The organism is Sphingobacterium paucimobilis HER1398, from assembly GCF_000416985.1.
GTDB lineage: Bacteria > Bacteroidota > Bacteroidia > Sphingobacteriales > Sphingobacteriaceae > Sphingobacterium > Sphingobacterium paucimobilis.
This window is the reverse complement of the sequence record NZ_ATDL01000015.1, coordinates 328,935-349,237: the sequence shown is the minus strand read 5'-3', so window position 1 is coordinate 349,237 and position 20,303 is coordinate 328,935. Positions and strand designations below refer to the sequence as shown.

Here is a 20,303-nt window from a genome sequence, read left to right as displayed (position 1 = left end):
ACTAATCGGCGAATCCTTTTGGTTGTGTGGTTTATCTAAATAGTGATCCTGTGGATGAAGCGCCTGAAACTATTTTTCGGTACGTATCCATTATTTATCTCTTTCATTGAGCGGTATTGCCGTAGAGGGGTGCCGTGTTTCTCTTTTTGGTTATGGATGATGGATTTCTTTCTTTCGTACACTGCTTTTGATCGATGACGCTGTTCAATGGTTACATGGTGGATCTGTTTGCTGTGGCGACTAATCTGTGCTGTTCCACGGAAAACGCATATGGATTAGCGGCAAACTCATTTGCGAAACGATCATTTTCAATTCGAATACGACAAACTTTTTAGCGAATAGCTTTCGTCAAGTTGCGTCAGAATCGACCATCTATTCATCTTGTTGCTCCACGTTGCGTCAAAAATTTCATTTTTCGGGCTTCCAGGCCATATTTGGATCATGAACAGCAAAAAAATGTTTTCGCCGCGTGGGCCTCCTTTTAAGGATTAATAGATTAATTGTGAATGGTTAATGACCACTAGACACTAGTTAATAAATAATAGAAAAAGCTTCTGGCCTAAAGCGTATAGCATACGGCTTACAGCATAAAACTAAAAACTATGAGAAAAGAAAAAGTAATTAGCAATTATAAGGCACTCTCCGATTATGAGCTGTCTACGTTGGCAGGACGTGTGTTAAAGGCTATGCAGGAAACAAGCACACAGGCAAGCTTTCCGAATCCTAATCCCGGTCTTACAGATCTGGAAACTATCGTCAACGATTATATTACCAAACATGAAATCGCTAGCAGGCGAGGTTCGGCACTAGAAATCAGCTTGAAGAACGAAAGTCGTGATGCACTACTCTTCGCGCTGAAAAACCTAGCACACCATGTCAACGAAGTGGCCAATGGACAGTTGTCTTTGCTATTGAGTACCGGACTGGTATTGGTAAGCAAACCGAGTAGCTCCGAGCTGCCATTGGTAACCTCTCGTATACAGCTGCGTGACGGACGGATCTCCGGTCAGATGCGCTTAGACTTTACTCCGCTCAAAAGAGTTTGGGAGTATGAAGTAGAAGTGGGCCGTGAGGATGCTACAAATACGGTGGAATGGTTTGAAACCTTCAATACGACTTCATCACGGGGGAATGTCCTGACCGATAGAGTGCCAGGTATCAAATACTTCGTACGCGTGCGGGCACGCAACAGTAAAGGCATGGGAGACTGGTCGGAAGCAGTATCCTTGATAGCACGATAGGAAAGTAGTGACGGAGTGACTAGTGATCAGTGACGTAGTAACGAGTAACGAAGTGACACAGTGACGAGTGACAAGGATTAAGGATTGGGCGGATTTGCGGATCCGCCTACCTTATCAACTCTATTAACCCTCTAAACAACATATCATGCAAACAACAATCAATCCCTCATGGCTGGCCCAGGGCTGGTCAGAGGAACTAACACTTAAGCAAAAGCTATTCTTCGGCTTTTTATTTCTGGTCATCGCTTGGATTATGGTCTCTACCGTATTGCAGCTGATCGATCCCGCTATAGGCATACTCGATTTCGGGACACTTACCGTTGCGGTCTTCGGAATGCTCGTAGGTTGGCTGGCCATCTATATCAGTATATGGCTACAGGAGCTACTATGGCATCCCTTTAAATCTTTTCGTAAACAGTTTGGTCAACATTTTAACCAATTAACATCATGGCAACAATCTATTCTTTACTTCTCGGTCTTCTTTTTACTGCTGTATGCAGTGTTAATGGCGATGGTAGTAGTGTTTTAGTTTTTTCCGGACATTCCCACCCGTCATCTCGATTGGAGCATAGCGGAATAGAGAGATCTAAAAGCTTTACAGGTATTAATCTTCTCGCTCAAGCCGCGAGTGGCTCGTACTTTTTTCCGCAAAAAGTACGCAAAACCGTAACGGAGTGGAGCTCAGCGAAGCTAAACTCATCGCTGAAACCACGAAGTGCTCTCCGCAGCAAAACTTTTGACACAAAGGAGGTGCATCCCAGTACAATCGTCAAAAATTTATTAGGCGATACCAAGAGCGAATGTAGAGGCTTTGCTTCTCTTTTTTATTGTCCTAGGTCATCTTATTCGGTTAGTGCTAGCAGTTCCTTACAATTCGGATCAATGTCGCCTTTGAAGTATTTAGCTTTTAAGGACGACCTTTTAGCATGTGGAGTCAAAGGCCGTAAAACTACAGATCGCAGTTCTGTACATTTTGCACTAGGTCAGGATTCCCAGTCGAAGGAGGGAACAGGAGGTCTGGGGACCTTGGGAACCGCCCCTGTAGCTTTGCGAAGCCGTGATGAACATAGGCTAAACAGTCTTGATCTTTGTGGCACTTTCTATCAAGGGAAAGTGTCTAGGCGGTCCGCCAATGAGGACAAGAGAAACTTAATAATATCAATTGCTTCAAAAGAACTAGGCACCCGCGAAGCTACTGATAACAACGATGGCCCTCGTGTCGAGGAATATCTTCGCTACACCAATCTCGGTAAAGGCTATGACTGGTGCGCTGCCTTCGTATCTTGGAGCTATGGCCAGGCCGGGTTCAGTGTTCCGCGTAACCCATGGTCTCCCGCATTATTTCCCAAAGCAAGACAGATTAGTAAAGACCAATGTCGATCAGCAGATGTATTCGGAATTTACGGTTCGGCCGTCAAACGAATTAACCATGTGGGACTGGTTAAAGAAAAACAAGGCCAGTATCTCGTGACAATAGAAGGTAATAGCAACAATCGAGTCGAATCACGAAGGCGACATTTAAAGACAGTGTATGCAATGGCCGATTGGGTGGCCGGAAATTACTATTAATTATTTACAACAGAATTTAGATATTATGAGAGGCTTAAATTATATAAAATGGTTTATATTCATTATAACACTAGTTGGCTGTAAGAGTAGGAAAAATACGAGTACAGCTGTATGGGGACAGCGACAGACAGAAACGCAGGTAGAGGGTAATACGTCGGGGGTAGAGTTGTTAAGTAGGGATAGCATTTCGCGTTATTGGAGTTTTACAAGTGATAGTAGCTTTGTTTTTCATCCCTGGATAGGGTTATGGGGACATTCGGGCAGGCTGGAGTATCTTGAGCGAAATACGACTCAAATAATGGCGGGACAGTGGTTGTCCTCTTATGATAGTACAAGAGCAGCATACAGTGAAGAAACAAATAGTACACGCGCTAGTCAGACACTATATCTTTTGAGTAATTGGTTTTACTTGTTAGCTGTCGCACCCATAGCGATAGGGGTCTACTGCTTCTGGAGGAAGAGATTCTAGAAGAGTCAGTATTTTTCTCATTGTCACAATCCTCTATTTGAAAAAACGTCCTTTCTCTTTTCAGATTCTGCGAAATACGTTGTGTAATAGCTTTCAGCTGCAGGGATGGCAGGTTTATTGCTGAGCAGGGGCAAAGGCAGATTTTTTTACTAAATTCGTTTAATAGAAAAAGCTTCGGCTGCAACAGCGTGACAAATCGAAATGGCGACAATTGAACAGTTATATCAAACGTTAAGCGAACGGAGAAGACCAGAGGACGTTGCGCAAATGATTCTTGCATTGACAGCAGACAGTCTGACAACTAAAGAAAGACTTCTTTTGGAAAAAGCAGCCAAAGGTTCATTGGCAAAAAATGTGTCTGGCTATACGTCCATGTTGCAGGAATTTGCAGAAGCGAAAGGAGCAGGTAAGCAGATCACCAAAGCCATAGAAATCTTCAAACTGGACGACAATGGTAAGTCGGATTACAATAATCAAAAAGATATAGCGGATTTTATCAATTTTGTTTCACCGCTCATTCATAAAACAGTAGGGGAAAATGACTTTATAAACGACCGACTGAATAAATCGCAGCGAAAAGAAAGCGGACTGGACCTGTCAAAACGTAACTATAACAAGAAGTGGCGACTGCTCACCCGAATAGAGAAAAAACTGTTGAAGTTTATCCGGGAGCGTAAGAAAAATGAGTTTCAGAAAATTGCAAAACATGCTTTGGCACATAGGATTGGTTTTGAAGATTTTTCGTCCGACCTTAATACGGCCTGCTTTATTGCTTATTACAATGCACGCTGCAATCTTAGAAGTGTTTTTACCAATCAGAGTCAAGCCAGGCCATTTGACGAAATAAGTGATATGCTTCTGAAAAGATGTACAGGACAAGAAAGCAATTTTTTGGATGTTTTCAGAAAAGACAAAGCAGTAAAACCCAATACTGCCAATTGGTGGGCGATATCACATATTTATACCAGTCAGCTGGTGTTATCCAACTTGACCGATGAGCAAAAAGGAACCTTGCTGGGGCTATGGACAACTGTTTTGCAGGATATCGCTGAACTGTTGGACGAGGTTTGGAGGGGCAGTAATATTAACAGAGAAACAATGGTTGTGAGAAGGGGCAACGACTCTACAACTTGGAACAATACGGCAGGAGCTTGGAATAAAGCCAGAGATAATTGGATGAATTTGATTTATTCCTTAGGTTTGGATTATATCCTCGAAGAGATTTGCTTTGGTAAGGTATTGAGACTAATGGCAGCGGATGTGGTTGCTTGGCATTTTTCAACAGGCGGAAAACTCGATCCCAATACGGAAGTATGGAATAAAATACCATTGCCTTGGGAAGTATTCCAGAATAAAGCGCAGTGTAACAAAGAATTGGTAGTTCAATATTGTGAACAAGCGGGAATCGATCCGGAAAAGTCAGGATGGATAGCCCCAAGAGTGCACGGTGTGGCAGAGTTTAGACCTACGCCAGAACTTGTTCACGGCGTTGCGGTTGCCAATCCGTTTTTGGCAACAGTGCTAAAAAGACATAAATATTATTCAGGTAAAAATGCGAAGCCATTATATCCTGAAAAAAATTAGATAGGTTAGTTCAGTGGTAGAACGTTCGGCTCTTTACCCGAATGGACGTAGGTTCGAGCCCTACACCTATCTCGGATTTCTGATATAGCTCAGTGGTAGAGCGTCCGGCTCTGGACCGGATGGACACAGGTTCGAGCCCTGTTATCAGAACAAAACGGCAGACAAAAAAGCGCCCACTGACGAGGGCATCTTTTGCACGATCTCTAAAAAACAAGTATTTCACTATAATCCGCTGATAGTGATGTTAATAGTTGTTTTTTTTGAATTTAATACGGAATAGCTCTTTATGTCTGTTTTTTATTCGGTGACAAGTCAATATTCTTTTCTTTTTTATTGAAATTTAGATTTTACTTTGGTAATTCTGCCAATAGTGTGCAATTTTACAATAATATTTATTGTTTGGCCCACCAGATCCCGCAATAGATACCGCTCCGGATAAATGTTCGATTTGGAGGGGATTATGAGAGAAACACCTTTTTTAAACTTAATACATATCATGAACATCAAAAAAGTGCTTATTGCTAATCGCGGAGAGATCGCTATCCGTATCAGCAGAGCGTGCAATGAGCTGGGAATCGCCACGGTTGCTATCTTTACCTACGAAGATCGCTATTCCTTACATCGGTACAAGGCCGATGAAGCTTATCAGATCGGAGGAGATGATCAACCATTGAAGCCTTATCTGGATATAGAGGCTATCGTACGTACCGCCAAACAATGTGGCGCCGATGCCATCCATCCGGGTTATGGCTTTCTCTCCGAAAATCCGGAGTTTGCTCGACGCTGTGCGGCCGAAGGTATCCTTTTTGTGGGGCCATCTCCTCATGTGATGGAAATGCTGGGCGACAAGGTACGTTCGAAGGAGGTCGCTGTAGCGGCTCAGGTGCCGATTATCGAGAGCAGCAAGGGCACCTTGTCCGATAGTGCCCGTACACTGTCCGAGGCTGCCCGTATCGGCTATCCCGTCATCCTGAAGGCGTCTGCCGGAGGGGGAGGACGCGGTATGCGCATCGTCCGCAATTCGGAGGAGCTGGAGACGGCTTTTGTCAGCGCGCAGCAGGAGGCACTCAACGCTTTTGGGGACGGCACGGTCTTCCTGGAAAAGTACATTGAGAATCCGAGACATATCGAAGTTCAGGTGGTAGCTGATCGTTTTGGTCATGTCGTCCATCTCTACGAGAGAGACTGTTCTGTACAGCGCCGTTTCCAGAAGGTGGTAGAGGTAGCACCGGCAAGCAACCTTTCTTTACCGACAAAAGAGCTGCTCTACAAGTACGCTACTGCGATAGCACGGTTGGCCAATTATGACAATGTGGGTACGGTCGAGTTTTTGCTGGACAGTGAAGAGCAGGTCTATTTTATCGAAGTCAATCCGCGAATACAGGTCGAACACACGATTACGGAAATGATAACGGGGGTGGATCTTATCCGTACACAGCTCTATATCGCTGCAGGCTATGCGCTTTCGGATACGGCCTTAGCACTGGCGGAACAGAAAAACATAAAAACCAATGGGTATGCTATACAGTGCCGCATCACGACAGAAGATCCAGCAGATGATTTCCGCCCTGACTACGGTACGATAGTTACTTATCGTAATGCAGCTGGATTTGGGGTTCGTTTGGACGAAGGAAGTGCCTATCCGGGAATGAAGGTTAGCCCATTCTTTGATTCGATGTTGGTCAAAGTGAGTACGCATGGCAAGACCTTGGAGGAAGCAGCCTATCGCATGGATCGGGCACTGCGCGAGTTCCGCATCAGAGGGGTAAAAAATAATATTGCTTTTTTGGAGAATCTGGTGACCCATCCTGTTTTTTTGGCAGGGCAGGTTCACGTGGGCTTTTTGGCGTCCAACCCGCAATTGTTCAAACCCTCTAAGCGGTTGGATCGCGGTACCAAGCTGCTTTCTTTTCTGGCAGATGTCTCGGTCAATGGAAATGCCGATGTGCACACAGGGAAGCCTGCAGATCTGGAAAAACCTGTCGCACCGATATATGATCCGGTATCGGCCTTTCCGTATGGTTCGAAAAACAGATTGGACGAACTCGGTGCCGAGGGGCTGTGCCGCTGGTTGAAAGAGGAAAAAGCAATCCAGTACACCGATACTACATTTAGGGATGCCCACCAGTCGCTGCTCGCTACACGGGTACGTACTTATGATATGTTGAAGGTAGCGGAGGGCTTTGCTAAAGCACATCCGCAGACATTCAGCATGGAGGTATGGGGCGGAGCGACATTTGATGTCGCGCTGCGATTTCAGTTGGAGGATCCTTGGCAGCGGTTGGCTAAGCTCCGTGAGGCAATACCCAATATTCTGTTGCAGATGTTGATACGCGGATGCAATGGCGTGGGCTATTCGGCGTATCCCGACAATTTAATAGCTTCCTTTGTCGAGAAAAGCTGGGAGACTGGGGTGAATGTGTTCCGCATCTTTGATTCGTTGAATTGGATGGAAAATATAGCACCCTGTATCGAGATGGTACGCAAGTATACTGGAGGTATTGCAGAAGGTGCGCTATGTTATACTGGCGATATACTGGATCCCAAAAGAAGCAAATATAACCTGGACTATTACTTGCGGCTCGCCAAGGACCTCGAAAATGCCGGGGCCCACATGCTGGCTATAAAGGATATGTCGGGGCTGTTGAAACCGTATGCGGCACAAGAACTGATAACTGCGCTGAAGGATACGATTGCTATCCCGATACACTTACATACCCATGATACGTCCTCCGTACAGGCGGCAACTTATCTCAAGGCGATCGAAGCTGGGGTCGATGTGGTCGACTGTGCGTTGGGAGCTTTATCTGGACTCACCTCACAGCCCAATTTCAATGCCGTGGTAGAGATGATGCGCTTTCAGGATCGGGAGCTGGCCTACGATGCGCAGGGACTGCAGGACTACAGTGACTACTGGGAGTCGGTGCGTAGGTACTATATGCCGTTCGAATCGGGAATGAATGCGGGATCGGCGGAGGTGTACCAACATGAGATTCCGGGTGGTCAGTATTCAAACTTGAGACAGCAGGCCAATGCATTGGGACTGGGGGATCGGATACCGGAGATCAAAAAAGCCTATGCGGATGCCAATATTCTATTTGGCGATATCGTCAAGGTGACGCCCAGCTCTAAGGTGGTAGGCGATATGGCGCAGTTTATGGTGTCCAACAACCTGCAGGCTCAGGATGTGATCGCGCGGGGCGATACGCTTTCCTTTCCCGATTCGGTGATCTCTTTTTTCAAGGGAGATATCGGCCAGCCGGCGGGAGGCTTCCCGTCAGAGATGCAGCAGATCATCTTGAAAGGGCATCCGGCTAGTACGGATCGGCCCAACAAACACCTGCCTGAGTTGGATATAGAGACCGATTATGCGGCATTCTGCGCCAGCTACGGGGACGACCTGTCGATGACAGACTACCTGAGCTATAAATTCTATCCAAAGGTGTTCCTGGATTACTTGGATGCCTATCGTAAATATGGAGATGTCTCATTGGTATCGACACCTATATTTTTATATGGAATGGAGATCGGGCAGGAGACTACCGTGGATATTGCCAAGGGCAAGACACTGCTGGTGAGATTGCTCTCTATCAGTCCGGCAGATGACGAGGGCCGCCGCACCGTGTTTTTTAAACTGAATGGGCAGACCCGCAACATCGAAGTAGTCGACCGATCGGTACATGTGGAAAAGAAAGTCCATACCAAATGTGATTCCGGTGATGCTAATCAGGTAGGGTCGCCTCTACGTGGACTGTTGTCTAAGATTCATGTTCAGGAGGGTGATGTCGTGGGAGAAGATGAACCGTTGTTTGTCATAGAGGCCATGAAGATGGAATCTACAGTATGCGCGGTCACTGCTGGAAAAGTGAAAAGAATCGTTCTCCCTGCAGGCACCATGGTGGACGCCAATGATCTGGTGATTATTATTGAGTAGTATTTTAAGGTTTGGGTTCTATGGACCCAAACCTTAAAATCATCTTTACCCTTCTTTTATTTTTTTCCGGTGGTTCAATCCAAATTCAAGTAAGGCGTTGATAATGGGAGGGACTGTTTTGCTGGCATGTTCCGTAATGGCATAAGAAACGGTGACAGGCTTCGTATTGTTAACCGTTCTCGTAATCAATAAGTGCTGTTCCAGATCCTGTAATTCTTTGGAAAGAACTTTGGGCGAAATACCTGTTACAGCTTCCTGTAAATCTTTGAACCGCATTTCTCCGTACGATAAGTTTCGCAGAATGCTGATTTTCCATTTTCCGCGAAGTAATTCAATCGCATCTTCCAATGCTAATATGTTTTCTTTCGAAGGTTTTTCCGCTGTACATCTCATATATAGTAACTTTCCTAAAGGTAATCCATAGTGAATATAAAGTTAATACCTCATAGTTTTGCTGTTGAATTTTTAAAAGATGAATATAATGAAGGTAATACTTGTCGCAAATATTTCAGCCAATGGAAAAGCATTGGTATCGGACAATCCCCACCACTCGCTTCCGCAGGAAGCAATGGGTTTTTATGTAGAGATGGCAAAACGAGTAGGCAGCATGGTTATTGGCGCGAAAACTTTTGAAAACTTTCAGCAGTTTCCCGAGCATATAAAAGCGTTGTTTGCGACTGTCGATATGGTCGTCCTGTCCGCAGAAACGGTTGCCTCAACTGAATATACTATAGTCCGTACACCTGAAGAAGCGATTGCCTATTTCTCCACTAAAGGTGTGACGCAAATCGCTGTCGGCGGTGGTGTCGGGACATTCAACGCTTTTCTGGACCGTGACCTTGTAACGGATATATATTTCAACATCAGCCCTCTTATTATTGGAGACGGCGGGCACCTGGTGAGCAATCCAGCCCTCCATTCAAAGTTTAACTTGGCAGGTTGTGAAGTCCATAACGGCTTTGTTCAACTGCACTTGGCCAAATAATAGGCACCGCCTTGTGTTGTCATAAGAAGATCTAACCCTTAAATGCGCTGTTGAGACGCTTATTTTGACATATGATCTCAATTTCGGGTATACCCTGAAGATGCCGTCTGTATTCTTTAGGGTATTTTTTTGTTTAAACTATTTTGTTAGATGAATCTAACTTTGTAAGTTTGTTGAGCTAATTTATAAAATAAAGACGATATGGATTTTGTAATAGCCTTGTTGGAAGAAAATCAGAACTATCTCGAGCGGCAATTGAGGACAGGAGAACTCATGAAAAGGAATCTAAAAATGGCTACCTCGTGTATGCAGCAGATCAACCAACTGAAGAGAGCAATTAAAGTATTAAAACAGAAAAATAGACACTAATGAAGATTACATTAACACTGCCGGAACTCCCTTATGACAGCGGCGCGCTGGATCCGGTGATCACAGCCGAAACATTCGACTATCACTATGGCAAGCACCATGCGGCCTATGTCAACAACCTCAATGGGTTGATTAAAGACACGGCATTGGAAGGAGCTACGGTCGAAGCTATAATTTCAAAGAGTTTTTCAGAAGGCAATACGCCATTGTTCAACAATGCGGCCCAGCATTGGAATCACAGTTTCTTTTGGAACTGTCTGTCTCCTGATGGAGGCGCGGCCCCTGTCGGAGAAGTAGGTACACTGATCGATAGGGATTTCGGGAGTTTTGAGGCTTTCAAGGACCAGTTTTCGCAGACGGCAGTCAAGTTGTTTGGAGCGGGCTGGGCCTGGTTGGCGCAAGATGAAAATGGAGTGCTCGAGATACTGGCGATGAAGGATGCGCATACGCCGCTCACCGAAGGGAAAAAGCCGATACTCACACTGGATGTATGGGAGCATGCTTACTACATCGATTACCGCAATGCCCGTCCCAAATTTGTGGAGAATTTTTGGGAGGTGGTCAACTGGGATTTTGCAAATGAAAACTTAAAATAAAATGGGGGACAGCTGTATGAGACATGTGGAAGAACATTGGCAGACATTGACCTTATCGGCCAATGGCGCTTTTGAGAAGGGAGATTGGCAACAGGCCATGTCGCTGTATAATGATGCGCTGTACAGAGCTGAGGTACTTAATGACCATATCGGGGATTGTGTACGACTGAAAATTCCCTTCATACAGGTATTTCTTATTTCTTGTAATAATCTGGCAAGTATGTACCAACAGCTGGGCAAGGATGACGAAGGGGAGAATATGCTGAAGCGCAGCATCCATTATCTCTTTCATCTGATCCGGAGAAAGCAGATTGATTTTGTGGAGATCCAATCGGATCTCAGAGCGGCAATAGCCAACTATGCGAGCTTTGTACAGCAATCGGACGAGGGCGATGCCAAGCGACGACATCTCGTCGAAATGGTGAACGAACAGCTTCTCGAAAATGATTTAATAACAACAGACCAATAATAAAATGTGTAATTCAGTCAAAAAACTAATAAATGGTCAACAAGGACAGTTGATCCAAAAAGGCATATTGTCGATAGGGGATAAATTGCCTGATTTTGTTAAAAAGGCGGTATTGACGACTCCTGAGGGAATCCAGATTACAGATATAAACCAGTGCTATGGATCGGACAGTGCCAAGTGGACCATATTGTTCTGGTGGCCTAAAGACTTCACGTTTGTATGCCCGACCGAAATCATTGAATTTGACCATAAGTCTCCTGAATTTGAAAACCGTAATGCGGTCGTTATCGGAGCATCTACGGATACCGAATATGTCCATCTGGCTTGGAGGCAACAGCATCCTGGGCTTGCGGATCTGCGGATCCCGATGCTGGCAGATACGTCCAAATCCCTGGCCGGGGAGATGGGGATCTTGGATGAACAGGAACGGGTGGCTTATCGAGCGACATTTATCATCGATCCGAAAGGTATTATCCAATGGGTGGCGGTGTATCCGATGAACGTAGGACGCAATGTGGACGAGGTAATACGGGTATTGGACGCATTGCAGACGGAAGAACTTACTGCCTGTGGCTGGACGCCCAGTCAGTCGACCCTGACGGCTCAAATGAAAGGGAAATATGGCGGATAATTATCTACACCTGGATGTGGTAGGCCATGCAGGCAAGGAGACGGTGCCCCCCGAAATGGACAGTCTTATATTTTTGACGGAACGCGGGCAAGCACAGCGCTTGGGGGCATCGCCTGCTCTACTTGCTCGTATGGAAAAGGCATTTTTTGGGGACAGTCCACAGACCTTTAGTGTCTCTGGCCATCGCTGTACAGCGATGGTGGTCGCCCCGGATAAAGAGCTCGAAACCTTGCGGCTGGCAGGAGCTTCGGCTTATCGTTTGATTCGCAAGCACCGTATGCATGCACTGCGTATCAAGGGACTCCATGTACTGGAAAAGAAGGAACGCTACGCGATACTGGAGGGAATGATATTGAGCAGTTATTCTTTTGACAAGTACAAAACCGAAAAGGATAAGGATACCGTAATAGCTCACCTGCCGGCCCGATTGTTTTCTCAGGCGGATCTCCAGGAGCTAAAAATACTGACAGAGGCTATTTCGTTGACCAAGACTTTGGTCAACGAACCTCCAAATGCGATGAATGCCGAACAATTTGCCCGAGAGGTGCAGGCCGCAGGAAAGCGATTTGGATTTGATACCGAAATTTTGAAGAAAAGTGAGATCGAAGTGCTGGGAATGGGCGGACTGCTGGCCGTAAATCGAGGATCAACCGTGTCGCCTACGTTTAGCGTGATGCAGTACAGACCTGCTGGTGCGATCAATGAAAAACCGATCGTACTCGTTGGTAAGGGGGTGATGTTCGATACGGGTGGGTATTCGGTAAAGGTGGGCGGAAATATGATTTCCATGAAAAGTGATATGGCCGGTGGAGCTGCTGTATTGGGTACCATGACAGCGATAGCTGGCAACAGGCTGCCTTACTATGTGGTAGGGCTGGTGCCTGCAACCGATAACAAGATTGCTCCCGATGCCTTGGTCGTAGACGATGTCATACGCATGATGGATGGAATTACCGTAGAGGTACAGAATACGGATGCAGAAGGACGCTTGATACTGGCTGATGCACTCACCTATGCCAAACGCTTCGACCCGGATTTGGTCATCGATATGGCGACGCTCACAGGAGCATCGGCGGCTATCACGGGACCATACGGGATAGCTGTATTGGGCAATGACCAGATACAGATCGATGCATTGAAAGGTATAGGAGAGGAGGTGTACGAGCGGCTGTTGCAATTGCCGCTATGGAAGGAGTTCCGAGAGTTGCTGAAGTCGAGTGTCGCCGATAGGAGCAATCTCGGGGGCCCGATAGGAGGGGTGAGTACATCTGCTGTATTTCTGGAGCATTTTACGGATTATCCGTGGATACATCTGGATATCGCAGGTGCGGCATTTGTCAAAGAGGCTAAAGGATACCGCCAGAAAGGAGCTACCGCGGTGCCGGTAAGGCTATTATATGAATTTGTGAAAAGTAGGATCAAGAGAAGATGATGGAACCCATATTACAGGAAAACAAGGATCGCTTTGTGATATTTCCGATAGAGCACGACGATATCTGGCAGTTTTACAAGATGGCAGAAGCTAGTTTTTGGACGGCCGAAGAGGTCGATCTGTCGCCGGACATCAATGACTGGCACCATAAACTGACGGAAGATGAACGGTATTTTATCACGCATGTATTGGCCTTCTTTGCCGCTAGTGATGGGATTGTCAACGAGAATCTGGCTATCAATTTTATTAATGAGGTACAGTATCCAGAGGCTCGTTTTTTCTATGGCTTCCAGATTATGATCGAAAATATACACTCGGAGATGTATTCGTTATTGATCGATACCTATGTGAAGGATCCTAAGGAGAAAGATTACCTTTTACGAGCTATGGAGACTATACCCTGTGTGCAGAGAAAAGCAGACTGGGCCTTACGCTGGATAGAGAGTGGGAGCTTCAGCGAACGTCTGGTTGCATTCGCGGCAGTAGAAGGCATATTTTTCTCGGGAAGCTTCTGCGCTATTTTCTGGTTGAAAAAAAGGGGATTGATGCCAGGGCTCACCTTTTCCAATGAGCTGATCAGCCGTGATGAGGGACTGCACTGTGATTTTGCATGTCATCTCTATAATAGCCATGTAGAAAATCGGCTCCCGACAGAAACCTTACGGAACATTATTCAAAATGCCGTGGCTATCGAGAAGGAATTTGTAACGGAGGCGCTGCCAGTCCGCCTGATCGGGATGAATGCGGAACTGATGTGCCAGTACATCGAATTTGTGGCTGATCGTCTCTTGGTCGCTTTGGGCGAACAAAAAATATGGAATGCGGTCAATCCATTTGATTTTATGGAACTGATTTCCTTGCAGGGCAAGACCAATTTTTTTGAACGCCGCGTAGGGGAATATCAAAAGCCGGGAGTGTCCAAAGGAAATGGGGATGGTCGACTGTTTTCACTGGACGAAGAGTTTTAGAAAAAGAGAATAATATAAGCCAAGTGTATGTTCGTTGTAAAGAGAAATGGTAAGAAAGAAGTCGTGCATTTTGATAAGATCACCGCACGGCTACACAAATTGATCTACGGATTGTCGGTCACGGAGAAGGACGTGATCGATATTGCCAAAAAAGTGATACAGGGTATCTATGAGAATGTCAGTACGACAGAGTTGGATAATCTGGCGGCAGAGACTGTAGCGGCGTATACGACAATGCATCCTGATTTTGCAATTCTCGCCGCTAGGATTGCGGTCAGTAACCTCCATAAAAATACATTGAAATCATTTTCCCAAACGGCAAAGCTGATGTACGACTATCAGGATCCCATCACGGGGACGCCTGCTCCTTTGATCGCGAAGGAAATATATGATATCATCTGTGCACATGCCGATCAGATCGATAGCAGCATGCTCTATGATAGGGACTATAGTTTTGATTATTTTGGTTTTAAGACGCTGGAACGCTCTTATCTAATCCGTGCCAATGGAAATGTGATAGAACGGCCGCAGCATCTTTTTATGCGTGTAGCCATCGGTATACATCGTAATGATATTCCTGCAGCTATAGAGACGTATAATCTGATGAGTGACAAATGGTTTATCCATGCTACGCCTACATTGTTTAATGCAGGTACTGCCAGACCTCAGCTGTCTTCCTGTTTTTTGCTGAGCATGACCGAGGACAGTATAGACGGTATTTTTGATACGCTGAAACGCTGTGCATTGATATCACAATCGGCAGGAGGAATCGGCCTAAGTATCCATAATGTGCGGGCTACCGGAAGTTATATCAAGGGGACTGGTGGCATATCGAATGGAATCATTCCGATGTTGCGTGTATTTAATGATACAGCCCGCTATGTCGACCAGGGAGGAGGCAAGCGTAAAGGGGCTATTGCGGTGTACCTGGAGCCTTGGCATGCCGATATATTTGATTTTCTCGATATCCGTAAGAATCACGGTAAAGAGGAGATGCGTGCCCGTGATTTATTTCCAGCACTGTGGATTCCTGATCTTTTCATGGAGCGTGTCGAGGCGAATGCGCAATGGTCACTATTTGATCCCAATGAAGCGGCCGGGCTCTATGGTGTATATGGCGAAGCTTTCGAAGCTTTATACTTGCATTACGAAAAGGAGCATAAGTACCGGCGGCAGGTCAGTGCAAGGGAGCTATGGACGGCGATTCTAGAAGCACAGATCGAGACGGGTACACCGTATATGTGCTATAAGGATGCAGCCAATGAAAAGTCCAACCAAAAGAATATCGGTGTGATCCGCAGCTCGAATCTCTGTACCGAAATCATGGAGTATACAAGCAAAGAGGAGGTCGCCGTATGTAATCTCGCATCGCTGTCGCTGCCACGCTACGTGAACAATGGGCAATTTGATTTCGATAGGCTGTATGAGGTCACGAAAATTGTGACCCGTAACCTCAACAAGATTATCGATAGTAATTACTACCCGATTCCAGAGACGGAAAGTTCTAACCTCCGCCACCGGCCGATCGGTATAGGGGTGCAGGGACTGGCAGATGTTTTTATGGTATTGCGGATGCCTTTTGAAAGTGTGGAAGCCCGAGAGCTGAATACAGCAATTTTTGAAACGATTTATTATGCTGCCATGGAGGCATCCATGGAATTGGCAAAAGAGCAAGGAGCCTATTCGACTTTTAATGGCTCACCATTGTCGGAGGGGCGGTTTCAGTTTGACCTTTGGGGGGTGGCACCCTCTGATCGTTGGGATTGGGAGGGGCTACGGCAGCAGGTCATGGCACATGGTGTGCGAAACTCCTTGTTATTGGCGCCTATGCCCACGGCATCTACCTCGCAGATATTGGGCAATAACGAATGCTTTGAGCCGTATACCAGCAATGTGTACAACAGACGTGTGCTGTCGGGCGAATTTGCTGTGGTCAATAAGCACCTGTTGCAGGATCTTATCGAGCTGGGACTGTGGACTCCTGAGATGAAGAATAGGCTGATTGCCCATAATGGATCTGTACAGGATATTCCGCAGATTCCAGAATCATTAAAGGAGCTGTATAAGACCGCTTGGGAGATAAAACAAAAAAGCATTATCGATATGGCCGCGGATCGGGGTGCCTTTATTTGTCAGTCGCAGTCGCTCAATATTTTTATGGAGCAGCCCAATATGGCCAAACTGACCTCGATGCATTTTCATGCCTGGAAGCGTGGATTGAAGACCGGAATGTATTACCTGCGGACAAAGGCAGCCGTAGATGCCATCAAATTTACGGTCGAACCGGTAGATGCCTCTGGGCAGGCAAGAATGGATGTCGCCTGTTCGCTGGACAGTGCAGAGGATTGTATGGCTTGTGGAAGTTAGTTCGCACACTAAAAAAGTAATGTTATGTCAAAATTAATTTTAGTCCGACATGGACAATCCCAATGGAATCTGGAAAGCCGTTTTACGGGTGGCCAGGATATAGATCTTACCGAACTGGGTAAGGAGGAAGCACGAAATGCAGGCCGGCAGTTGTTGGATCAAAAAATAGATATGGCCTTTAGTTCTAAACTGTTGAGGGCTAGAAGGACACTGGCAATCATGCTGGAGGAAATGGATCAGGTGACGATCCCGATAATGATCACGGCCTGTCTGAACGAACGTTCCTATGGCATGCTCGAAGGGCTTAATAAGGCGGAGACGGTGCTGAAATATGGCGAAGCGCAGGTACAGGAATGGCGGCGTTCGTTTGATGTGGTTCCGCCAGGAGGAGAGAGCCTGAAAGAGACCTATGACCGGGTAATTCCTTATTTTAAAGATTACATTGAACCTGAATTGGCCAGTGATAAAAACGTACTGGTGGTAGCTCATGGTAATAGCTTGCGGGCACTGATTATGTTTTTGGAACATATCTCTTCGTCTGAAATCATGAAACGGGAAATGGCCACTGGGCTGCCATTGTGTTATGAGATGAAAGATGCGTATTTCAAGAAAAGACAAGCGTTGTTGCCTAAATCTCTTTTAAAGACAGTGACGCATGGTTAGCGTCTGTGTCAATGCAGAGGAAGTGGAGCTGCTGCTGGGCTTTCTGAGGTTTGAGCGCTTTTTGCCGGCACGGGGAACTCCGTCTTTTCTGGAGCTTAAATCGTTACTTGCGACATACCTGGCTGATTTGGCGAGGCATAACCGTAGGACCTTGTTCTCTCTGCTGAAAAACATGGGGATACCCAGTTACGAAGTACGTGCCTTATTGTCACGAAGAGCAGATGATGCGTATGTTGGCCATATAATTGCAGATAGAATATTGGAAAAGCAACAGCAGCGTATGTTGGGTTAGTTCTATAGGATATGCTGTGATTTTTAAGGATTATGGAAGCTACAGATGTACTGGCGCTATTGGCAGATAAACTCGGAATTAACGAAGAGGTATCCCGTACTGCGCAGGAGTTAAAATTTGAAGATTTGGTAAGCTACTTGGACTGGCTTGTACAGCATGATTTCAATAGGCTGGTGGCCATATTGTACCGTATTGACGTGAATGAGGATAAGGCGAGAGAACGGCTGGCGGAGTCTCAGGGGAAGCATACCCCAGGATATGTTATCGCTTGTTTATTGCTGGAAAGAGAGAGGGAGAAGATTGCTTTTAGAGCGAAGTATTCCTCCAATAGGCAGGATAAAGAGTAAAAAAGCCATTTGGAAGAGAAACCAAATGGCTTTTTGGCGGCAATCGTGTCTGTCAGTTTTTTACCTTATGAAACCATCTATAAATGGGGTAGATGAGTATGGCAGCTAGCAATAGAAAGAGCCAGAAATAAGTTCCGGTTTTGTTTTTGTGGATCATATTCTCTGTTTTTTGCTGCCTGTTGTAAATATGCAAACTGTCATTCTCTTGTGTCTGTATATGTGTCATCATTTTTTCGGCGCGTAAGGATTCGTTGAGATACAATTGTCCACCTTGTGCGAGCAGCCCAGAATCAGGATGATAATATAACCAACCATCTGTCCAAAAGGACCAATAACGTTGGCTGCTGTCCGTTAGGTGAAGGTAACTGCTGTCGCGGTTATGCTGGCTTGATCGAATTTGTGTTAATTCAGACTGTATAGTCTTCTGTCGGTCTCGCTGAAGGCTGCAGCTGCTGAGGATGATACAAACGAAGATAGGTAAAGTTAAGGTGTGGGGTATAGTGGCCATGTTATGGAGTTATGAGGTTATGGACTTGGAATGTTAGAGAGTACTGCTCTTTTCGTCAATCCAATCTGATACAGCATGTACTGTTCGCAGATGTCGACGTCTGGATTCGACGCGGTTATTACTGTTGCCTTCGATACTGATGAGGTATTGTCTCTGTTGTTCTTTGACAAGACCGACATGAACGATTCGCTGCGCTTTCGTCCCATAGATGCCGAAGATATCTGCTGCTTCGATCCCGCCTTTTCGCCCTTTTAGGCTTTTTCCTTCTTTCCAGTACGTTCGTGCCTTGGGAAATAATGCTGGACTCCAGGGATTACGAGGGGCAGCTAACCCCGCCCGCCCATAGCACCAGGAGACAAAAGCAGCACACCATTCATAGCCTTTGGTTAGTCCGGTGTAAGCCAGGTATTGTTCGATACGAAGGCCATCGTTGTTGCCTGTTGATTCTTTTACGCCCAGTTCTGCAGAAGCTATAGTTATTATTAAGTTTCTTTTGTCCTCATCGGCGGAATGTTTAGCTTTTATGCCACTCGAGCCGTGGCGGGGCTCGTACTTTTTTCCGCAAAAAGTACGCAAAAACTCGTCGCTGGATATTTTTAAAACAATGGATCGTGCCTCCTCCTTCAAATTTTTAAAAATATCGAAGGCGACATTTTCCGATATTGTACAGATAGAGCGAATAGCACTAGCTTTAAAAAACGGCCTAGGTTGCGCAAGGCGTAAAGAATTGTCGACCCGAAGGCCATCATTGTTGCCAGTTGATTCTTTTACGCCCAGTTCTGCTGTAGCAATGTTTAATATTCCTATTCTTTTATTGTCTTCATCGGCGGACCACCTAGGCACTTTCCCTTGATAGAAAGTGCCGCAAAGATCAAGACTGTTTAACCTATGTTCATCACGGCTTCGTAAAGCTATCAAGGCGGTTTCCAAGGTCCCCACTCCTTTTTTCCTCCCCTTAGACTGGAACCGAGCTTGCGAGCTCACCGAAGGTAAATCCTTATGTGCTGCAAAATGTAAGTTTTTGTAAATTATAGCTTTACGGCCTTTGACTCCATATGTTAAAAGGTCATCCTTAATGGGGAACTGCTTCAAAGGCGAGATTAATCCCAATTGTAATGAAGTGGTATAATAAGCTAATCCTTTACATTCGCTTCCTTTATCGCCTAAAAAATTTTTGACAATTGCCCTGGGATGCACCTCCTCTGTGTCAAAAGTTTTAAGCGATGAGTTTTTTGCATACTTTTTAGCGGAAAAAAAGTATGAGCCACCCGCGGCTTGAGCGGGAAGTTTAGCAGCCAAGCCTTGATTTTTTGCTTCGTTTTGATCAAGCAAAATGAAGATGCCATGCGCCGGCATAGAGGCGCTTAAAACACCACTACCATCACCATTATCACTGCATATAGCAGTAAAAAGAATACTGAAAAATAGATAATACATTGTTGCCATGATGTGAGTTCATTAAAATGGTTATTGAATTGTTGTCTGAATGTTTTGAAAGGATGCCACAGCAGTTCCTGCAGCCAAAAACTGATGTATACAGCAAGCCAACCGACGATCAATCCGAAGATCAATACGGTGAGTATACCGCTGTCGAGCAGCCCTGCAGTAGGATCCAGCAAGGAGAGTATCGAAGCGGTAAGGAGCCAGATGCTGCATAGTACGATAGTGCCTATGGTCATTTTTTCTGTTAAGCTGAGTTCTTCCTGCCAGCCCTGGGCTAGCCATGAAGGATGTGTTGTTATCATAGTTTGTATGTTATGTTATTCCCGACTATGTCGGGACTCCGTTTCACTACGCAAGTGAACGAGTTATGTAGTTATGAAGTTATAGGGTTATGCAAAGGGAGTTATCTGGTTACCAAGATCACAGGATAACTCCC

At 45.7% G+C, this 20,303-nt stretch carries 21 protein-coding genes and 2 tRNA genes; 19 read left to right on the top strand and 4 right to left on the bottom strand.

Annotated elements, in window-relative coordinates; translation table 11 throughout:
* Nucleotides 1-602: 602 nt before the first annotated feature.
* The 8 genes from M472_RS34390 to M472_RS34365 all read left to right on the top strand — a co-directional run bounded on the left by M472_RS34390 (nucleotide 603) and on the right by M472_RS34365 (nucleotide 8,797).
* Complete coding sequence (locus M472_RS34390) at nucleotides 603-1,241, top strand: fibronectin type III domain-containing protein (RefSeq protein ID WP_021070470.1); 639 nt, start codon at nucleotides 603-605, stop codon at nucleotides 1,239-1,241.
* A 145-nt stretch (nucleotides 1,242-1,386) separates the two neighbouring features.
* Nucleotides 1,387-1,770: a hypothetical protein gene (locus M472_RS34385; protein WP_021070469.1), complete on the top strand. Its 384-nt coding sequence runs from the start codon at nucleotides 1,387-1,389 to the stop codon at nucleotides 1,768-1,770.
* Complete coding sequence (locus M472_RS45755) at nucleotides 1,689-2,810, top strand: NlpC/P60 family protein (protein ID WP_235049503.1); 1,122 nt, start codon at nucleotides 1,689-1,691, stop codon at nucleotides 2,808-2,810. Before M472_RS34385 ends, M472_RS45755 begins: the two co-directional genes overlap by 82 nt.
* A gap of 25 nt (nucleotides 2,811-2,835) precedes the next feature.
* A complete protein-coding gene (locus tag M472_RS34380) occupies nucleotides 2,836-3,279 on the top strand; it encodes a hypothetical protein (RefSeq protein ID WP_022829347.1) in 444 nt (147 codons plus the stop codon).
* A 201-nt stretch (nucleotides 3,280-3,480) separates the two neighbouring features.
* Nucleotides 3,481-4,863 (top strand): hypothetical protein, encoded by a 1,383-nt coding sequence (locus M472_RS0122750; protein ID WP_031301705.1) that lies wholly within the window; start codon nucleotides 3,481-3,483, stop codon nucleotides 4,861-4,863.
* Nucleotides 4,863-4,935, top strand: a tRNA-Lys gene (locus M472_RS34375). The genes M472_RS0122750 and M472_RS34375 overlap by 1 nt, the downstream gene beginning before the upstream one ends.
* Before the next feature lie 6 nt (nucleotides 4,936-4,941).
* Nucleotides 4,942-5,013 (top strand) — tRNA-Gln (locus M472_RS34370).
* 346 nt (nucleotides 5,014-5,359) lie between these two features.
* On the top strand, nucleotides 5,360-8,797 hold the full coding sequence (locus M472_RS34365) for a pyruvate carboxylase (protein WP_021070465.1): 3,438 nt from the start codon (nucleotides 5,360-5,362) through the stop codon (nucleotides 8,795-8,797).
* Nucleotides 8,798-8,842: 45 nt separating this feature from the next.
* Here M472_RS34365 and M472_RS34360 read toward each other — a convergent pair whose 3' ends face one another.
* Nucleotides 8,843-9,190, bottom strand: coding sequence for a winged helix-turn-helix transcriptional regulator (locus tag M472_RS34360; protein ID WP_021070464.1), 348 nt, complete (start codon nucleotides 9,188-9,190; stop codon nucleotides 8,843-8,845).
* Between the two features lie 88 nt (nucleotides 9,191-9,278).
* On the opposite strand from M472_RS34360, the gene M472_RS34355 reads away from it, so the two are divergent.
* The 11 genes from M472_RS34355 to M472_RS34310 all read left to right on the top strand — a co-directional run bounded on the left by M472_RS34355 (nucleotide 9,279) and on the right by M472_RS34310 (nucleotide 17,916).
* Nucleotides 9,279-9,782, top strand: a complete 504-nt coding sequence (locus M472_RS34355) for a dihydrofolate reductase family protein (RefSeq protein ID WP_021070463.1) — start codon at nucleotides 9,279-9,281, stop codon at nucleotides 9,780-9,782.
* 201 nt (nucleotides 9,783-9,983) lie between these two features.
* Nucleotides 9,984-10,151 carry a hypothetical protein gene (locus M472_RS45470; protein ID WP_021070462.1) on the top strand — a complete coding sequence of 56 codons (168 nt, stop codon included), beginning with the start codon at nucleotides 9,984-9,986 and terminating at the stop codon, nucleotides 10,149-10,151.
* Nucleotides 10,151-10,747 (top strand): superoxide dismutase, encoded by a 597-nt coding sequence (locus M472_RS34350; RefSeq protein WP_021070461.1) that lies wholly within the window; start codon nucleotides 10,151-10,153, stop codon nucleotides 10,745-10,747. The genes M472_RS45470 and M472_RS34350 overlap by 1 nt, the downstream gene beginning before the upstream one ends.
* A gap of 16 nt (nucleotides 10,748-10,763) precedes the next feature.
* On the top strand, nucleotides 10,764-11,216 hold the full coding sequence (locus M472_RS34345; protein WP_200859617.1) for a tetratricopeptide repeat protein: 453 nt from the start codon (nucleotides 10,764-10,766) through the stop codon (nucleotides 11,214-11,216).
* Nucleotides 11,217-11,220: 4 nt separating this feature from the next.
* A complete protein-coding gene (locus M472_RS34340; protein ID WP_021070459.1) occupies nucleotides 11,221-11,847 on the top strand; it encodes a peroxiredoxin in 627 nt (208 codons plus the stop codon).
* On the top strand, nucleotides 11,837-13,279 hold the full coding sequence (locus M472_RS34335) for a leucyl aminopeptidase family protein (protein WP_021070458.1): 1,443 nt from the start codon (nucleotides 11,837-11,839) through the stop codon (nucleotides 13,277-13,279). Before M472_RS34340 ends, M472_RS34335 begins: the two co-directional genes overlap by 11 nt.
* Complete coding sequence (locus tag M472_RS34330) at nucleotides 13,276-14,247, top strand: ribonucleotide-diphosphate reductase subunit beta (RefSeq protein ID WP_021070457.1); 972 nt, start codon at nucleotides 13,276-13,278, stop codon at nucleotides 14,245-14,247. Before M472_RS34335 ends, M472_RS34330 begins: the two co-directional genes overlap by 4 nt.
* A gap of 27 nt (nucleotides 14,248-14,274) precedes the next feature.
* Nucleotides 14,275-16,614: a ribonucleoside-diphosphate reductase subunit alpha gene (locus M472_RS34325; RefSeq protein WP_021070456.1), complete on the top strand. Its 2,340-nt coding sequence runs from the start codon at nucleotides 14,275-14,277 to the stop codon at nucleotides 16,612-16,614.
* Nucleotides 16,615-16,638: 24 nt separating this feature from the next.
* Nucleotides 16,639-17,277, top strand: a complete 639-nt coding sequence (locus M472_RS34320) for a 2,3-bisphosphoglycerate-dependent phosphoglycerate mutase (protein WP_021070455.1) — start codon at nucleotides 16,639-16,641, stop codon at nucleotides 17,275-17,277.
* Nucleotides 17,270-17,569, top strand: coding sequence for a hypothetical protein (locus M472_RS34315; protein ID WP_021070454.1), 300 nt, complete (start codon nucleotides 17,270-17,272; stop codon nucleotides 17,567-17,569). Before M472_RS34320 ends, M472_RS34315 begins: the two co-directional genes overlap by 8 nt.
* Nucleotides 17,570-17,601: 32 nt before the next feature.
* On the top strand, nucleotides 17,602-17,916 hold the full coding sequence (locus tag M472_RS34310) for a hypothetical protein (protein WP_021070453.1): 315 nt from the start codon (nucleotides 17,602-17,604) through the stop codon (nucleotides 17,914-17,916).
* A 52-nt stretch (nucleotides 17,917-17,968) separates the two neighbouring features.
* On the opposite strand, the gene M472_RS45215 is transcribed toward M472_RS34310, so the two are convergent.
* The 3 genes from M472_RS45215 to M472_RS45210 are packed head-to-tail and all read right to left on the bottom strand — an operon-like array spanning nucleotide 17,969 to nucleotide 20,169.
* Entirely contained in the window at nucleotides 17,969-18,424 is a 456-nt protein-coding gene (locus tag M472_RS45215) for a hypothetical protein (RefSeq protein WP_144062712.1), read from the bottom strand.
* A gap of 33 nt (nucleotides 18,425-18,457) precedes the next feature.
* Complete coding sequence (locus tag M472_RS45750; protein ID WP_235049502.1) at nucleotides 18,458-19,870, bottom strand: C40 family peptidase; 1,413 nt, start codon at nucleotides 19,868-19,870, stop codon at nucleotides 18,458-18,460.
* Nucleotides 19,789-20,169 (bottom strand): hypothetical protein, encoded by a 381-nt coding sequence (locus tag M472_RS45210; RefSeq protein ID WP_144062711.1) that lies wholly within the window; start codon nucleotides 20,167-20,169, stop codon nucleotides 19,789-19,791. Before M472_RS45210 ends, M472_RS45750 begins: the two co-directional genes overlap by 82 nt.
* Between the last annotated feature and the right edge of the window lie 134 nt (nucleotides 20,170-20,303).

Bases quoted from the DNA above. Each gene is read 5' to 3' on its own strand.
- M472_RS45755 (WP_235049503.1), top strand. From the start codon at position 1,689: ATGGCAACAATCTATTCTTTACTTCTCGGTCTTCTTTTTACTGCTGTA.
- M472_RS45210 (WP_144062711.1), bottom strand. From the start codon at position 20,169: ATGATAACAACACATCCTTCATGGCTAGCCCAGGGCTGGCAGGAAGAA.
- M472_RS45470 (WP_021070462.1), top strand. From the start codon at position 9,984: ATGGATTTTGTAATAGCCTTGTTGGAAGAAAATCAGAACTATCTCGAG.
- M472_RS34320 (WP_021070455.1), top strand. From the start codon at position 16,639: ATGTCAAAATTAATTTTAGTCCGACATGGACAATCCCAATGGAATCTG.
- M472_RS34330 (WP_021070457.1), top strand. From the start codon at position 13,276: ATGATGGAACCCATATTACAGGAAAACAAGGATCGCTTTGTGATATTT.
- M472_RS34325 (WP_021070456.1), top strand. From the start codon at position 14,275: ATGTTCGTTGTAAAGAGAAATGGTAAGAAAGAAGTCGTGCATTTTGAT.
- M472_RS0122750 (WP_031301705.1), top strand. From the start codon at position 3,481: ATGGCGACAATTGAACAGTTATATCAAACGTTAAGCGAACGGAGAAGA.
- M472_RS34335 (WP_021070458.1), top strand. From the start codon at position 11,837: ATGGCGGATAATTATCTACACCTGGATGTGGTAGGCCATGCAGGCAAG.
- M472_RS34340 (WP_021070459.1), top strand. From the start codon at position 11,221: ATGTGTAATTCAGTCAAAAAACTAATAAATGGTCAACAAGGACAGTTG.
- M472_RS34345 (WP_200859617.1), top strand. From the start codon at position 10,764: ATGAGACATGTGGAAGAACATTGGCAGACATTGACCTTATCGGCCAAT.
- M472_RS34365 (WP_021070465.1), top strand. From the start codon at position 5,360: ATGAACATCAAAAAAGTGCTTATTGCTAATCGCGGAGAGATCGCTATC.
- M472_RS34390 (WP_021070470.1), top strand. From the start codon at position 603: ATGAGAAAAGAAAAAGTAATTAGCAATTATAAGGCACTCTCCGATTAT.
- M472_RS34350 (WP_021070461.1), top strand. From the start codon at position 10,151: ATGAAGATTACATTAACACTGCCGGAACTCCCTTATGACAGCGGCGCG.
- M472_RS34360 (WP_021070464.1), bottom strand. From the start codon at position 9,190: ATGAGATGTACAGCGGAAAAACCTTCGAAAGAAAACATATTAGCATTG.
- M472_RS34315 (WP_021070454.1), top strand. From the start codon at position 17,270: ATGGTTAGCGTCTGTGTCAATGCAGAGGAAGTGGAGCTGCTGCTGGGC.
- M472_RS45215 (WP_144062712.1), bottom strand. From the start codon at position 18,424: ATGGCCACTATACCCCACACCTTAACTTTACCTATCTTCGTTTGTATC.
- M472_RS34385 (WP_021070469.1), top strand. From the start codon at position 1,387: ATGCAAACAACAATCAATCCCTCATGGCTGGCCCAGGGCTGGTCAGAG.
- M472_RS34380 (WP_022829347.1), top strand. From the start codon at position 2,836: ATGAGAGGCTTAAATTATATAAAATGGTTTATATTCATTATAACACTA.
- M472_RS34310 (WP_021070453.1), top strand. From the start codon at position 17,602: ATGGAAGCTACAGATGTACTGGCGCTATTGGCAGATAAACTCGGAATT.
- M472_RS34355 (WP_021070463.1), top strand. From the start codon at position 9,279: ATGAAGGTAATACTTGTCGCAAATATTTCAGCCAATGGAAAAGCATTG.
- M472_RS45750 (WP_235049502.1), bottom strand. From the start codon at position 19,870: ATGGCAACAATGTATTATCTATTTTTCAGTATTCTTTTTACTGCTATA.